We start from the raw sequence: 15,067 nt of genomic DNA, 5'->3' as shown, positions 1-15,067 counted from the left end.
CCGGGGCCGTTGCGGGTGTTGCGTGATGCGGAAGCGTGGAAGCGTGGATCAGGCGGCGAACAGCGCCTTCATCTTCTTCATCGCATTGGCCTCGATCTGGCGGATGCGTTCGGCCGAGACGCCGTATTCGTCAGCCAGTTCCTGCAGCGTGACCTTGCTCTCGTCGTCGTTGAGCCAACGGCGACGGATGATGTCGCGCGAGCGCGCATCGAGCTTGGCCAGACCCTGCTGCAACAGGTCGAGCTGGGAGTCCTGCTCGTCCTGGTAAGCGTAGGCCTGGGCCGGATCGGCTTCGGCCGCGATCAGATAGGCGGTCGGTGCCGGCGGGCGGTCATCGTTGTCATCGGTCGGCGCATCGAAGCCGATGTCGCGGCCGGACAGGCGCGATTCCATCTCCAACACTTCGGCTTCGGGCACATTGAGATCACGCGCCACGGCCTGCACTTCGGCGTGGTTCAACCAGCCCAGGCGCTTCTTGCTCTTGCGCAGATTGAAGAACAGCTTGCGCTGCGCCTTGGTGGTCGCGACCTTGACGATGCGCCAGTTCTTCAGGATGAACTCGTGCATCTCGGCACGGATCCAGTGCACCGCGAAGCTGACCAGACGCACGCCGTGGCTCGGGTCGAAACGCTTGACCGCCTTCATCAGGCCGATATTGCCTTCCTGGATCAGGTCGGCCATCTGCAGGCCGTAGCCGTTGTAGCCACGCGCCACATGCACCACGAAGCGCAGGTGCGAGAGCACCAGCGAGCGGGCGGCGGACAGGTCCTGATCGTCGACCAGACGCTGGCCCAGCTCCTGTTCTTCTTCCACCGTCAGCACCGGGATGCGGTTGACGGCGCCGATGTAGGCATCCAGCGAACCGAGCGCGCTGGGGATGGGGAGGTTGTTTGCCACCAAAGCCTGATTCATGTGGATCTCCTTAGTGGTGGGTGATGGGTCAAGTTTAGCAGTCGGGGGGTTAGAGTGCTAAACCGACACAAAGTTCCACCATCCCCAATGGGTCTGAAATGGCGCCGTTGTGCGGAAAAGCCAGATTTGGGCGGGTTTGCGTTCAGCTTTCCGACAGCGATGCGTCCAGTTCCGCCCTGGCCGGCAGGCGCCAGTCGATCGGCGCGATGCCGTGCTGTTGCAGGTAGCGGTTGGCGGCGGAAAAGTGACCGCAGCCGATGAAGCCGCGATGCGCTGACAGCGGCGAAGGGTGCGGGGCGCGCAGCACGCGGTGGCGGCGGGCGTCGATGACCTGGCCCTTCTTCTGCGCGTAGCTGCCCCACAGCAGGAACACCAGATTTTCGCGATCTTCGGCCAGCCGCGCGATGACCTGATCGGTGAACTCCTCCCAGCCGCGCTTCTGGTGCGAGCCGGCGCGCGCCTTTTCCACCGTCAGCACCGCGTTCAGCAGCAGCACGCCGCGCTGCGCCCAAGGCAACAGGCAGCCATGGTCCGGGCGCGGGATATGCAGGTCGCGTTCGAGCTCGGCAAAAATGTTCTGCAGCGAAGGCGGCGGCGGCACGCCAGGCGGCACCGAAAAACTCAGCCCGTGCGCCTGTCCCGGGCCGTGGTACGGATCCTGCCCGAGGATGACGACCTTGACCTGGTCGAACGGGGTGGCATCCAGCGCCGCGAAGATCTGCCGCGCCGGCGGGAAGAGGGTCCGGCCACGGCCGCGTTCCTGCAGCAGGAATTCCCGCAATGCCTGCATCGAAGGCGCGGCGAAGGCGTCCAGCAGGCGGGATTTCCAGCCCGGCTCAAGCCGGATACGGTCCTGGTCCGGGGCCTGGCTCACGATGATGCAGCGGCGGCAATCCGTTCGCGCATCAGGCGGCCGACACGCAGCTGGAAGATCAGCTTGGTGATCAGCAGGCGCTCCTCGATCGGCTTTTGCACCAGATCGTTGGCGCCGGCCTTGAGCAGGGCGCTCTGGTTGGCCGGATTGTCGTCACCGGTCATCACCAGGATCGGCAGCTGGCCCTTGCCGTAGCCGTATTCGGGGCCGCGCAGGCATTCCAGCAGATCCTTGCCGGTCAGGCCGCTCTTCAGATAGACGTCGGTCAGGATCACGTCCGGGCCGGGAATGCGGCCCTGCGCGCGGGCGGTTTCCAGATGCGCCAGCGCGTCTTCCACGCTGATCACATGGGTCACCTTGAGGCCGTGCTTTTCCATCATGCGGCGCGTGGCCATCGCCACCACCTTGCTGTCTTCCACATACAGCACATCGCCGCCGGCCTCGGCCTCGGGCCGCACATAGCCCTGGATGAAGGCCGACAATGCGGAAAAGCCCAGACCCTTGTCGAAATAGTCGGTGACGTCGTCGCCGAAGCTGCGGTTGATCAGGCGCTCCTGTGCATCGCCGGACACCACGATGATCGGGATATACGCCTGCGGCGCGTGCTCGCGGATGTAATGCGCCAGATCCAGGCCGTCCATGTCGGGCAGGCGCAGCGCGGTGGTGACCAGATCGACCACGCCTTCCTGCAGCGCGGTCTTGGCTTCCTCGCCGGTTTCACAGGAAATCACGGTGACGCCGGGCACGTCCTTGACCAGCACCTGTTCGATCAGCTTGCGCGCCACGCGCGAGCCGTCCACGACCAGAATGCGCGGGGTTTCACTGGTGATATGGCGGGCGACGCCGACGCCGGTACTCATGCCTTGGCCTCCGCATCGGGTGTGGTCTGGCGCAGATGGTGACCGGCCGCCAGCCAGGCGCCGAGCCAGCCCAGCGCAATCGATACCAGCAGGGTGATTCCAGCCACGCCCCAGCCCAGCCCGCGCAGGCGGAAACCGGCGCCGTAGCTTTCCACCAGCCCGGCCACCGCCGGTTGCAGCGCCAACGGCACCAGTGTGGCCACGATCAACGCCAGGATGGCCGCAAACAGGCCATACCATGCGCCCAGATACAGGAATGGCCGTCTCACGAAACCATCCGTCGCCCCCAGCAGTTGCACCGTCTGTATCTCCTCGGCCCGGCCCTGGATATCAAGGCGCACAGTATTGCCCACTACCAGCAACACACCAACACCCAGCAGGCCGGCGACCACCAGCGCCAGGTGGCGGCCAAAGCCCAGCCAGGCGTTGAGCCGTGCGCGCCATTGCGCATCATGCTGGACGAAGTCGGCTTCGGGCAACGCGCGCAGGCGTTGCGCCAGCACCAGAGGCTCAAGCTGTGACGCAGGCGTCACCACCAGCACTGCCGGCAGCGGGTTTTCCGACAACAGCGCCAACGCGTCGGAGAAATCGGTCATCTGGCGGAATTCGGCCAGGCCTTCCTCCGGGCTGCGCACCAGCACCGATTCGATCTGCGGATCGTCGCGCAAGCGCTGCGCCAGCGTTTCGACCGCCCCGGCATCGGCCTGCGGCACGAGGAACACGCTGACTTCACGCGATTGGCGGAAATCACCCGACAGCCGCTCCAGATTGTCTACCAGCATCACCAGACACAGCGGCAGCACCAGCGCGATTGCCATGACGCCGGCGGTCAGCACCGTGGCCCAGGGCCGCTGCATCATCCGCCCGATGCTGGAGAACAGGCTGTAAAGATGCAGCTCGCGCCAGGCGCGCAGGCGTTCGCCCAGGCCAGGGCCGGCATCGCGCGGGCGCGGGGTGTTGCGCGCCGGACGGGCGCCGGACGCGCTCATGCCGCCGCCTCCGGGCGGAAATCATCGATCAGGCGGCCGTGTTCGAGCACCAGTACGCGCTTCTTCAGCCGCCGAACCTGATGCAGATCGTGGCTGGCGACCAGCACGCAGGTGCCCTGGGCCGGCAATTCGGTGAACAGCTCCATGATCTCGGCCGCCAGCTGCGGATCCAGATTGCCGGTCGGTTCGTCGGCGACCAGCACGCGCGGCCGCGCCACCACTGCGCGCGCGATGCCCACGCGCTGCTGTTCGCCACTGGACAGCGCCATCGGCAGCGCACGTTCGCGCCCGCCCAGACCGACTTTGTCCAGCACCACCCGCACCCGTTTGGCGATCTCGGCGCGCGCCACGCCGGCGATCACCAGCGGCAGCGCGACGTTGTCGAACACGCTGCGGTCCATCAACAGGCGATGGTCCTGGAACACCACGCCGACCTGACGCCGATGCTGCGGCAGGCCGCGACGCCGCACCGTGGCCAGATTGCGCCCGCCGACGAACACCGCGCCCCGGGTCGGGCGCTCGCTCAGATGGATCAGGCGCAGCAGCGTGCTCTTGCCGGCGCCGGAGTGGCCGGTGACGAACAGCATCTCGCCCTCCTCCATCGAGAATCCGACATCGACCAGCGCCTCGTGCCCACCCGGATAGCGCTTGCTGACATGCTCGAATCGAAGCTGGGACATGCATTGGTACAACGGGATCGACGATCCCGGCACGTTAGCACCGCACCCTGTGCTTGACCATTGCGCCAGCGCGGGAAAGAGCGGCGGATGCCGGTCCGCGACCAGCCATGCAGTTCGCTGACGCTCAGCGCACCAGCGTGTTGAGCGAAAAGATCGGCAGCAGGATCGCCAGCACGATGAACAGCACCAGCGCGCCGACCAGCAGGATCACGCCCGGCCCCAGCACCGTGGTGGCCACGCCCAGCGCGGTGTCCAGCTCGCGCTCCTGGTGGTTGGCGGCATCGAACAGCATCGTGTCCAGCCGCCCACTTTTTTCGCCGCTGGCGATCAGGCGCAGCGCCACCGGCGGGAACTGCCCGCTTTCCTCCAGCGCGCGCGCCAGCCCCTGTCCTTCGCGCACCCGCACCGCGACCTTGCCCAACGCCTGCCGCAGATGGCTGTTGACCACCACCTGCGAGGCGATGTTCAACGCTTCCAGCAGCGGCACCGCACTGGACACCAGCAAGGCCAGGGTGCGGGCGAAACGTGCGGTGTCGGCGGCGCGCACCAGGCGGCCGATGACCGGCAGCCTCAACAGCAAGCGATGCCAGCCTGCCCTCAATGCCGGTACCCGCAACACCGCGATGCCGGCGCCCACCAGCAAGGCCGGCGGCACCAGCAACCACAAACCGAATTGCTGGATCAGTTCGGACGCTCCGACCAGCACCCGCGTCGGCCACGGCAGCGCCTGCTGCGCCTGCGCGAACACACCGATCACCTGCGGCACCACCCAGACCATCAATCCCGCCACGACCGCCAACGCCACACAGGTCAGCAGGATCGGATAGGCCAGCGCCAGCACCACCTTGCTGCGCAGCGCCTCGCGGCTTTCGGTGTAATCGGCCAGCCGTGCCAGCACCGTATCGAGCCGCCCGGAGGCTTCACCGGCGGCGATGGTGGCGCGATACAGCACCGGAAACGTGCCCGGCGATTCGGCCATCGCGGCGGCCAGCGTGGCGCCTTCCATCACCCGGGCGCGCAGCGATACCAGGCGTGAACGCAGGCGCCCGTCGCTGCCGTCGGCCAGCGCGCCGAGGGCTTCGTCGATCGGCAGGCCGGAACCGATCAGCGCCGAAAGCTGCCGCGTCAGCAGCGCCAGCTGCGCACTGGAAAGCCCCTGCCCGGCATCGACACCGGCGCCGGCTGGCGCGCCGGATTCGGACAGCGGCGAAATCTTCAGCGCATTGAGCCCGCGCTCGCGCAGGCTGGCGCGGGCGGCGCGTGCGGTATCGGCCTGCAGCACACCCTTGCGGGTGCGGCCATCGGCATCGAGGGCGTGGTAGGCGAAAGCGGGCATGGCGCGCAGTCTATCCGCTCCGCCGCCGTGCGATCAGGCCACATCGCGATGGATTCGCACCGCGTGCCCGCCGGCGCGCGGCGAGGGCTGCGGTAGCATGGCCCCGCGCCCCACCAGGACTTCCCCATGCAGGTACTTGCCGATGGCGTCGCGGCCCGCATCCGCAACGGTTTCGAGGATTACCACGCGCGTTTCGCGGCGGTCACGCGGCGCGCGAAATCACGCTTCCAGCAGCGCGACTGGGCCGGCATGCGCGCCGATCTGGTGGAACGCATCGAGCTGTACGACGTCTGCGTGGCGCAGATGCAGGGCTGGCTGGAACACGTGCTCGGCGACCAGGCCCAGACCCGCCCGTTGTGGGCGAAGATCCGCGACGCCTACGCGCTGGAAGTGGCCGGCCTGCTGGACCAAGAGCTCTACAAGACCTTCTACAACACCCTGACGCGGCGCTTCTTCGGCACCCGCGGCGTCGACCCGGCGATCGAATTCGTGGCGTTGGACATCGAGCCGACCGACCAGATCAGCCACCCGGTCGCGCGCCACAGCCACGCCGTGCACGGCGATATGGCGGCCGTGTTCCGGCGCGTGCTGGACGGCTACCAGTTCGATCTTCCCTACGCCGATCCACAACGCTGCGCCGAAGCGATGGCGGCCACGGTGCACGCACGCTTTGCGCACTGGGGCGAACACCCGCTGGTGCAGGTGGAGCTGCTGGAAACCGTGTTCTACCGTGAGCAGCGCGCCTTCCTGGTCGGGCGCGCACTGGGCGAATACCGGCACACGCCGTTCACCATCGCGCTGGCGCATGGCGAAGACGGTCTGTATGTGGATGCGCTGCTGACCGATCGCGATCATCTGGCGCAGCTGTTCGGCTTCACCCGCAGCTATTTCTTCGCCGACCTGCCGACCGTGGGTGATGCGGTGGTGTTCCTGCGAGCGATGCTGCCGCACAAGCCGCTGGACGAGCTCTACACCGTGCTGGGCCGCGCCAAGCAGGGCAAGACCGAACGCTATCGCGCCTTCTTCCGACATCTGGCGCAGCGCCCGGACGAGCAGTTCGTGCATGCCGACGGCGAGCGCGGCATGGTGATGCTGGTGTTCACCCTGCCCTCGTATCCGCTGGTGTTCAAGCTGATCCGTGACAGCTTCGCCTGGCCCAAGGAGATGGCGCGCGAGGAGGTGATGGAGAAGTACCGCATCGTCTCGCGCCACGACCGCGCCGGCCGGCTGGTGGACGCGCAGGAATTCAAGTTCCTGCGTTTTTCCCGCGACCAGTTCGCGCCCGAATTGCTGGATGAACTGTTGCAGGGCTGCACCGCCAGCGTCTATGCCGAGGGCGAAGACATCGTCATCGCGCACTGCTACATCGAGCGCCGGCTGCGGCCGTTGAACCTGTATCTGAAGGAAGTGCCGCGCGAGGATGCGCTGCGTGCCGTGCTCGACTACGGTCAGGCGATCCGCGACCTGGCGCGTTCGGATATTTTCCCTGGCGATCTGTTGCTGAAGAACTTCGGCGTCACCCGCAACCACCGCGCCATCTTCTATGACTACGACGAGCTGTGCCTGGTACGCGACTGCCGCTTCAAGCGACTGCCGCAGGCGCGCAACGACGACGAGGAAATGCGCCACGGCGCCTGGTACTACGTCGATCCGAACGATGTCTTCCCCGAGCAGTTCCCGCGCTTCCTCGGGCTGGACCAGGAACAGTTGCAGGCGCTGCTGGCCGAACACGGCGAAATCTTCGACATCGACTGGTGGACCACGCTGCAGGAATCCCTGCGCCACGACGGCCATGCCGATGTGCCACCCTATCCGGATGCCACACGGCTGCAGCGGACCGGCACGCCGGCCACCGCTGGCGGAACGCGATGACGCGACCTTTCGACCCACCACACCACCGTTTTTTCCAGGAGAACCTCACGATGCGTCCTTCCCATTCCCTGCTCGCCCTGGCCTGCGCCCTTGGCCTGGCCGCCTGCCAGCCGCAGGCCGAAACACCCGTGCCGACAGCGGCGCCTGATCCGGCTCCGGCTCCGATGCCAGAACCCGCGCCGGCCATGGTTGATGCCAGCCAGGAGATGCGCCAGCGCCTTGAAACCGTGGCCGCCGGCGAGCACCGCAAGGACACCGACCGCGCCCGCGACCGCTACCGCAACCCAGTTGAGACGCTGCTGTTCTTCGGCCTGAAGCCTGATTCCACGGTGGTCGAAATCACTCCCGGCGGCGGCTGGTACAGCGACATCCTGGCGCCGTTCCTGCGCCCGCACGGCACCTACATCGGCGCAATCTGGGATGACACCCTGCCCGACCAGCCGGCGTATTACGCTCGCCTCAACACCACCCTGAGCGAGAAGATCGCCGCCGCGCCGGAGGTCTATGGCGAACCGACGCTGCTGCGCTTCAACCCGCAGGCACCAGCCTTCGGCGAGCCGGCATCCGCCGACATGGTGTTGACCTTCCGCAACGCCCACAACTGGATCGGCGCCGGCACGGCGGAGGCTTACTTCAGCGCCTTCTTCGACGTGCTCAAGCCCGGCGGCGTACTCGGCTTCACCGACCACCGCGCCAAGGGCGACACGCCCACCGACGGCAAGTCCGGCTACGTCACCGAACAGCAGATCATCGACCTTGCCACCGCGGCCGGCTTCCAGCTGGCCGAACGCAGCGAGATCAACGCCAACCCGAACGACAGCGCCGACCACCCGCGCGGCGTCTGGACCCTGCCGCCGAGCCTGGCGCTGGGCGACGAGGACCGGGAAAAGTACCTGACCATCGGTGAATCGGATAGGATGACGTTGAAGTTCGTCAAACCCTGATGTCGATAAATCCTGACGGAAGCCGCAGCTGAAGGTTCCAGCCGCGCCAGAGATCGGAGTGGCAAGGTTGCAGATCGGCGGTGGGCGAATGCGCACTGCCGATCAACCCGCTGAAGCTCCGCATCCGCAAGACCGGCACATCACACTTTTGCCAGCCCAGGAGTCGTGGCAATGCAGGCCTTCCAGACCAGACGATCCATACCTTCCCGGGTCATGATCGTGAATGCCGTGCTGGCGATATCGGGCGCCCTGCTGTTCCTTGGGTATTTCGGAGGTTGGCTTGAAGGATCCGGCTTCGTCGGAGGGCTGCTGCTGTTGTTTGGCTCAGGGTGTGCGGCAGAAGGCGTGTTGAGGCGCATTGGATGGCTGGCTGGGTCGGGTCATCCAACATCGCGGATAGCACCGTGGCTGGTCCTGTTCGGGGCGAGCATGATGGTTGGGGGCGTTCTGATGCTGCTTGGGAGCTGAGCAACGCCTCCAGCGCGGGCTTTGCCATTGCCGGCTTCGCGCACCGTCGGTGAACCAGGGCCAGGCGCGAATATCAGCCACCACCATCCAGCCTGCGGTAGCCGATCGCTTCGGCCAGATGGGCGCTGCCGATGTTCTCGGCGCCGGCCAGGTCGGCGATGGTGCGGGCCACGCGCAGGATGCGCTGGCTGGCGCGGGCCGAAAGATGCAGCTGGTCGATGGCGCGTTCCAGCAGTTGCCGGTCGCGCGCTGCGAGCAGGCAGTCGCGTTCGGTCAGGGCCTGCGGCAACGCGGCATTGGGCACGCCGGCGCGCTGTTGCTGACGCTGGCGCGCGGCCTGCACACGGGTGCGCACAGTGGCACTCGATTCGCCGGGAGTGCCGTCCGGTCGCAGTTCGGCGGCGGCCACGCGCGGCACTTCGATCTGGATATCGATGCGATCCAGCAGTGGGCCGGAGATGCGTCCGCGATAGCGCGCGATCTGTTCGCGGCTGCAATTGCAGCGGCCGGACGGATCACCGGCCCAGCCGCAGGGACAGGGATTCATCGCCGCGACCAACTGGAAGCGGGCCGGGAATTCGGCCTGACGCGCGGCCCGCGAAATCACGATACGGCCCGATTCCAGCGGCTCGCGCAGCACCTCCAGCGTGCGCCGCTCCCATTCGGGTAATTCGTCCAGGAACAACACACCGTGATGCGCCAGGCTGATTTCGCCCGGGCGCAGCGACGCGGCACCCCCACCGCCGGTCAGCGCCACCGCCGTCGCGGTGTGGTGCGGCGCGCGGAATCCGGGACGGCGCCAGCGTGAAAGATCCAGCGGCTGGCCGCAAAGCGAAGCGATCGCAGCACATTCCAGCGCCTGGGCTTCGTCGTTGAGCGGCAGCAGCGTCGGCAGGCGCATCGCGAGCATGGATTTGCCACTGCCCGGCGGGCCGACCATCAACAGGTTGTGGGCGCCGGCCGCGGCCACTTCCAGCGCCCGTCGCGCGAGCGGCTGACCACGCACTTCGGCCAGATCCGGCGCATGGCTGTCCGTCTCCGGCTTGGCGCCGATGTCTTTGAACGACGCCGGGCCGGGCAGTTCGCGCCCGCTCTGCAGCAGGGCGCAGACTTCCAGCAGGGTGCGTGCGAACCGGCTGCCCGGGTGTCCGACCAGCGAGGCTTCTTCGCGATTGGCGGCCGGCAGGATGATGTCGCGCCCGGCGCGCGCGGCCGCCAGTACCGCCGGCAACGCGCCTTCGATTGGACGCAGTTCGCCGGTCAAGGCCAGTTCGCCGTAGAACTCCACATCGCGCAGCGCCTCGCGCGGCAACTGCCCGGAGGCCGCCAGGATGCCGAGCGCGATCGGCAGGTCGAAGCGGCTGCCGTCCTTGGGCACGTCGGCCGGTGCCAGGTTGATCGTGATGCGGCGCTGCGGCAGTTCCAGCTGCGCGCATTGCAGCGCGGCGCGCACCCGGTCGCGGCTTTCGCGCACCGCGGCATCCGGCAAGCCGACGATCGACACCGCCGGCAGACCACCGGCGATATGCACTTCCACGCGCACTTCCGGCGCCTGGACGCCGGCCTGGGCGCGGCAATGGACAAGGGCAAGCGACATCGCGGAACTCCGGGCAAGCGTCGCCCGTCGCGGGCCGGAGCGGCCCACGTATGGCAACAGGAAAAAGGAAAGGATTCGCGGCGGGCGGTCAGCCCGGTGGAACCTGCTGTTCGGCCAGCTGGCGTTCGAGCGCGTCGAGCTTTTCGCGGGTGCGCAGCAGCACCGCGCGTTGCACTTCAAATTCCTCGCGCGTCACCAGATCCAGGCGTTGCAGCCCGGCCTGCAGCGCGGCGCGGAAGTTCTGTTCCAGGTCGGAACGGGCCTCGGACAGGCCCGGCGGCAGCAGCGCGCCGAGGCGGCGGGCCAGGTCGTCGATCAGTTGCAGGTTCACCATTGCGAAGATTCCTTGGCGGTCAGGATCATCCTGCCACGCGCGCGGCATTGCCGCAGTCGGAGGACGTACTAAAATCGTCTGGGAAAATTCCTAACCGGCCCAGACGGGGACACAACATGAAAATGGTGATGGCGATCATCAAGCCGTTCAAGCTCGACGATGTGCGCGAGGCTCTGTCGGATGTCGGTGTGAACGGCGTGACGGTGACCGAGGTCAAGGGTTTCGGTCGCCAGAAGGGCCACACCGAGCTGTATCGCGGGGCCGAGTACGTGGTCGATTTCCTGCCCAAGGTGAAGATCGAGGTGGCGGTGACCGAGGACCAGCTGGAACGCGTGGTCGATGCAATCCAGCGTTCGGCCAACAGCGGCAAGATCGGCGACGGCAAGATCTTCGTATCACCGTTGGAACAGGTGATCCGCATCCGCACCGGCGAGCTGGACGCGGACGCACTCTGATCCGGCAACCGCCGGCAGCTCAGTAACGCGGGTCGTCGCTGTCGCGCGGCTCGCGCAGGAAGCGGGCAATCGACGGCGCTGGCGCGCTTGGCGCGAATTCGCCGGCGATGTCGATGTAGCCGCGCATCAGCGCGATTTCGGCCGGGCGCCGGTTCAGCACATCGCGCTGATCCGGATCGGCACCGGCCGCCAGCAGACGCCGCACCACGCGGCCCAGGCCATGCAGCGCAGCCAGGTGCAGGGCGCCGAAGCCACGCCGTTCGCGCGCACGCAGGTCCACGCCGTGCGACAGCAGCACATCCAGTTGCGCCAGGATCACGTCCTCACGGCAAGCGGTGCCCGGTTCAAAACTGGCACCCAGCAGCAGCAGTAGCGGGGTTTCATGCACCGCATTGATGGCGTTGACATCGGCATAGGCGGCCAGCAGGGATTCCCAGGCCGCCACGACGGATTCCGCATCCCGGGTACCGAATCCGAACTGCGCCAGCGCGTGCAGCACGGTGCCGCCATGGCTGTCGCTGGCGCGCGCGTCGGCGCCGTGTGTCAGCAGGGCGCCGATGGCTTCGTGCTGACCCAGCGCGGCCGCGATCATCAGTGGGGTGATGTCGCCGGGCAGGCGCTGGTCGACCTGCACCCGGTTTTCCAGCAAGGCCCAGACCACTTCGCGCTGGCGCGCGGTCAGCGCAACGCTCAGGCAGGTGGCGCCGGAATTGGCCGCGACGCCAGCATCGGCACCGCGTGCCAGCAGGCGCCGCACCAGTTCCACATGACCGCCGCCACAGGCGCGTAGCAAGGCGGTGCAGCCCTGCGGATCGGTGGCGTTCAATGACAGGCCAAGATCGAGCAGACGCTCAACCGCGTCCGCATCGCCGCGTTGTGCGGCCGCGACCAGATCGGTATCGCGCAGCGCGCGACGCGGCAGCCGCCAGTGCGACCAGTCCATCCAGCGCGCCAGATGCGGGCGGCCCAGCGCCAGCGCCAGACCATGCGCGGTCTGGCCGTCCGGGGTGCGGGCCGAGGGTTGCGCGCCGTGCACCACCAGACGCCGCACCGCGTGTTCGTTGTCGAGCTGGCAGGCCAGCAGCAGCGCGGTGACGCCATGCGCATCGCGGGTTTCCGGATCGACGCCGCAGGCCAGCAGCGCATCGAGCAAGCGACGCCAATCCAGCCGCAAGGCCTGCAACAGCGGCGCGGCGCCATCGGCACCAGCGCCGAAAGGGTCGGCGCCACGGGCGAGCAATTCCAGCGCCAGCGTTTCGGCATCCGGGCGCAATTCGGCATCCAGCAGTGCTGCATTCAAATAGCGCGCCAAGCTGCCATGACCGACCGGTGCCGCTCCCTTTTCCAGCAGTGCCACCAGTGCCGGCCCGGCGCCCGGCCCCAGGGCCAGCACCTGCCAGACCAGCGCCTGGCCGTCTTCATCGCAGGCGTGCGGGTCGAGCGCATCAGCCAGCACCTGGGCGGCGCCACGTTCCAGCCCCGGTGCCTGATCCAGATAGAAGGCGACACGTTCGGCCACAGTGCCGAGTGCATACGGAAGCAGCTCGCGGGCGGTGGCGTAACTTTCCCGGTCCAGTGCCAGGCGCAGGCGCATCAGCGGTGGCGCGTCCTGCAGTTCCTCGTCGTTCTCGGCCAGACAGGCCGGCAGCACGTAACCCGGATCCAGTAGCGCGACATGCGCCCAGCGTCCGGCCGATACTGCGTGGTCGATGGCGCGGCGGCCATCGGCTGCGGGTTGCTGCGGGTCCACGCCCAAGGCCAGCAGCGCCTTGACCGTAGCCGTATCGCAGCTGGCGGCCTGGCAGGCGATCGCCAGCGCATTGCGGCCATGGGCATCACGGGTATCGGGTGCGACACCGGCAGCGGCCAGCCGTTCGACGCAGGCGCTGGCACCGGCGCGCACCGCTTCCAGCAACGGAGTGACGCCTTGTTCGTCGGCCAGATCGGGATTGGCGCCGGCATCCAGCAGGGCTTCGACGATGCGCAGATTGGCGTTCAGGCAAGCGGCATGCAGCGCGGTGCGTCCGAGCCGGCCGCGTGCATCGAGGCGAGCCTTGTGGCGCAGCAGCAGATGCAGCATCGCCGGCTCATCGTCCTCACGCGCGGCCGCCAGCAACAAGGCCGGTTCGCCACCGCGCGGCTCGGTGCCGGCGCGGCGTTCGAGCAGGTAACGGGCGACCTCCACATTGCCGTGCCCGACCGCGATGCCAAGCGGGCTGACGCCCTGCGCATCGAGCGCATCCAGCGGTGCGCCGGCATCCAGCAACAAGGCGGCAATCGCCGGATCGGCGGCACGCGCGGCAGCATGCAGCGCGGTCTGCCCTTCCGCATCGGCCGGGCGCGGATCGGCGCCATTGGCCAGCAGCATCAGCACCGCATCCGGGCGGCCGTGGTAGCTGTCGCGCACGGCGGCCAGCAGCGGTGTCAGACCACCCTGGACCAGATTCAGATCGACCCCGGCGGCGATCAGCGCGCGCAGCAGGCGAAGATCGGACAGCACCGCGGCCAGCATCGGCAGGCTGCGCTGGTCGCGTGCGTCGGCTGCCGGCAACGCCCAAGGATCGGCGCCCATGTCCAACAGCGCCAGCGCCTCGTCGACCCGGCCGGCACGCGCGGCGGTATACAGCGCGGCGTCGACGCTGGGGCCGGGGGCATAGGAGGTCAGCGGCGTCTGCGCCGCGACCTGCAGGGCCAGATCCTGTTCGACCTTGGCGCGGGCCTGCGCCAAATGGCGACGCGAAGCCGCCAGCGCCAGCCATGCCAGTACCGGCGCCAACAGCAGCGCGTACGCCAGCAGCGCCACGCTGCGCATGCCCGTCTGCGGCCACAGCGCTGGCCAGAGCAGTGCCAGCGTCGCCAATGCCAGCGCCATGATCCAGATCGCGCAGAGCCAGCCATGGGCGCCGGTAAGCAGCAGCGGCGCGAGCGGACGCAGGCGCGCCAGACCGGTCTGTTCGTCGGCTTCGGCCAGCAACGCCGGCAACGCGGCGAAACGGAACACCAGCACCAGCCCGATACCGATGCCGGCACTGCCCATCAGTACCGCACCCAGCCCACCCCCCTCCAGCAGGCGCTGGGCCGGCCAGTACAACCAGGCCGCCAACGCCAGGATCAGTGCCAGTGCCAGCCAGGCGCCGCCGTGCAGCGGCCGCAACCAGCCCGCCAGCACCGGTTCCGGGCGCGAACCGGTGGCGGCCGCCATCAGGTACAGCGCGAACGCCGGCAGCAACGCGACGGCAAAGGCCGGATGCCACGGCGCCAAGGCTAGCAACGCCACTGCGATCGCCGGGAAAAAGGCCACGATGCGCCGCAGCAGGCCCGGAGCATCCGCTGGATCAGGCGGCAGCGACGGCATCGGGTTCATTCCGGCTCGAACGGGGAAGGCGGCAGTTGCAGATAACAGCCGCTCTCGCGCAGTGCACGGATCACGCTGTCCGCATCCGCGCGCGCCAGCTTCCGGCCCGGCAGCAGATCGAATTCCAGCGCCGCCTCCAGCACGCCCAAGCGTTGCCGCAACGGCTCGGGCATCGCCTCGAAACCGTCCTTCTGCGCGAGATAGACATAGGTATCCGGCCGGGTGCGGCTCTTGTAGACGTAGCAACGCATGGGAACAGGCACGACAGTCAGACGAATGGCAGCGGGCAGCATAGCGGTCGATCCGCCCACGGTGAAATCCGGATTGCGCGATCCGGGCGGAAGGCATGTCCGCAGCCCGGCACTGCACAGGGCACGGCGCATCGAAAAGT

Annotated in this window: 14 protein-coding genes; 4 read left to right on the top strand and 10 right to left on the bottom strand. The window is 67.8% G+C overall.

Features of this window, described 5'->3' with window-relative positions; translation table 11 throughout:
- Positions 1 to 48: 48 nt before the first annotated feature.
- The 6 genes from rpoH to gspF form a co-directional block, all read right to left on the bottom strand.
- Positions 49 to 912: an RNA polymerase sigma factor RpoH gene (gene rpoH / locus WDB66_RS12185; protein WP_339398864.1), complete on the bottom strand. Its 864-nt coding sequence runs from the start codon at positions 910 to 912 to the stop codon at positions 49 to 51.
- Positions 913 to 1,054: 142 nt separating this feature from the next.
- Positions 1,055 to 1,789, bottom strand: a complete 735-nt coding sequence (gene ung, locus WDB66_RS12180) for a uracil-DNA glycosylase (RefSeq protein ID WP_489670862.1) — start codon at positions 1,787 to 1,789, stop codon at positions 1,055 to 1,057.
- Positions 1,783 to 2,646 (bottom strand): response regulator, encoded by an 864-nt coding sequence (locus tag WDB66_RS12175; protein WP_339398862.1) that lies wholly within the window; start codon positions 2,644 to 2,646, stop codon positions 1,783 to 1,785. Before WDB66_RS12175 ends, ung begins: the two co-directional genes overlap by 7 nt.
- Positions 2,643 to 3,635 carry a permease-like cell division protein FtsX gene (gene ftsX / locus WDB66_RS12170; RefSeq protein ID WP_339398861.1) on the bottom strand — a complete coding sequence of 331 codons (993 nt, stop codon included), beginning with the start codon at positions 3,633 to 3,635 and terminating at the stop codon, positions 2,643 to 2,645. Before ftsX ends, WDB66_RS12175 begins: the two co-directional genes overlap by 4 nt.
- On the bottom strand, positions 3,632 to 4,315 hold the full coding sequence (ftsE, locus tag WDB66_RS12165; RefSeq protein ID WP_339398860.1) for a cell division ATP-binding protein FtsE: 684 nt from the start codon (positions 4,313 to 4,315) through the stop codon (positions 3,632 to 3,634). Before ftsE ends, ftsX begins: the two co-directional genes overlap by 4 nt.
- Positions 4,316 to 4,439: 124 nt before the next feature.
- A complete protein-coding gene (gene gspF, locus WDB66_RS12160; protein ID WP_339398859.1) occupies positions 4,440 to 5,651 on the bottom strand; it encodes a type II secretion system inner membrane protein GspF in 1,212 nt (403 codons plus the stop codon).
- A 126-nt stretch (positions 5,652 to 5,777) separates the two neighbouring features.
- Here gspF and aceK point away from each other — a divergent pair, with 126 nt between their 5' ends.
- The 3 genes from aceK to WDB66_RS12145 all read left to right on the top strand — a co-directional run bounded on the left by aceK (position 5,778) and on the right by WDB66_RS12145 (position 8,935).
- Positions 5,778 to 7,523, top strand: a complete 1,746-nt coding sequence (aceK, locus tag WDB66_RS12155) for a bifunctional isocitrate dehydrogenase kinase/phosphatase (protein ID WP_339398858.1) — start codon at positions 5,778 to 5,780, stop codon at positions 7,521 to 7,523.
- A gap of 50 nt (positions 7,524 to 7,573) precedes the next feature.
- A complete protein-coding gene (locus WDB66_RS12150; protein WP_339398857.1) occupies positions 7,574 to 8,467 on the top strand; it encodes a class I SAM-dependent methyltransferase in 894 nt (297 codons plus the stop codon).
- A 171-nt stretch (positions 8,468 to 8,638) separates the two neighbouring features.
- Positions 8,639 to 8,935 (top strand): hypothetical protein, encoded by a 297-nt coding sequence (locus WDB66_RS12145; protein ID WP_339398856.1) that lies wholly within the window; start codon positions 8,639 to 8,641, stop codon positions 8,933 to 8,935.
- Between the two features lie 73 nt (positions 8,936 to 9,008).
- Here the strand turns inward: WDB66_RS12145 and WDB66_RS12140 are convergent, their stop codons facing one another.
- Positions 9,009 to 10,532 (bottom strand): YifB family Mg chelatase-like AAA ATPase, encoded by a 1,524-nt coding sequence (locus WDB66_RS12140; protein WP_339398855.1) that lies wholly within the window; start codon positions 10,530 to 10,532, stop codon positions 9,009 to 9,011.
- Between the two features lie 88 nt (positions 10,533 to 10,620).
- Positions 10,621 to 10,866, bottom strand: a complete 246-nt coding sequence (gene ubiK / locus WDB66_RS12135; RefSeq protein WP_339398854.1) for a ubiquinone biosynthesis accessory factor UbiK — start codon at positions 10,864 to 10,866, stop codon at positions 10,621 to 10,623.
- 116 nt (positions 10,867 to 10,982) lie between these two features.
- On the opposite strand from ubiK, the gene glnK reads away from it, so the two are divergent.
- On the top strand, positions 10,983 to 11,321 hold the full coding sequence (gene glnK, locus WDB66_RS12130) for a P-II family nitrogen regulator (protein WP_339398852.1): 339 nt from the start codon (positions 10,983 to 10,985) through the stop codon (positions 11,319 to 11,321).
- A 19-nt stretch (positions 11,322 to 11,340) separates the two neighbouring features.
- On the opposite strand, the gene WDB66_RS12125 is transcribed toward glnK, so the two are convergent.
- Both WDB66_RS12125 and WDB66_RS12120 read right to left on the bottom strand, forming a co-directional pair.
- Positions 11,341 to 14,685, bottom strand: a complete 3,345-nt coding sequence (locus tag WDB66_RS12125; RefSeq protein WP_339398851.1) for an ankyrin repeat domain-containing protein — start codon at positions 14,683 to 14,685, stop codon at positions 11,341 to 11,343.
- Positions 14,682 to 14,969 (bottom strand): YcgL domain-containing protein, encoded by a 288-nt coding sequence (locus WDB66_RS12120; protein ID WP_339398850.1) that lies wholly within the window; start codon positions 14,967 to 14,969, stop codon positions 14,682 to 14,684. Before WDB66_RS12120 ends, WDB66_RS12125 begins: the two co-directional genes overlap by 4 nt.
- Between the last annotated feature and the right edge of the window lie 98 nt (positions 14,970 to 15,067).

It is taken from the genome of Denitratimonas organivorans, from assembly GCF_037478135.1.
In the GTDB taxonomy this organism is placed as follows: Bacteria; Pseudomonadota; Gammaproteobacteria; order Xanthomonadales; family Xanthomonadaceae; genus Denitratimonas.
This window is presented reverse-complemented; position numbering and strand designations above follow the sequence as displayed.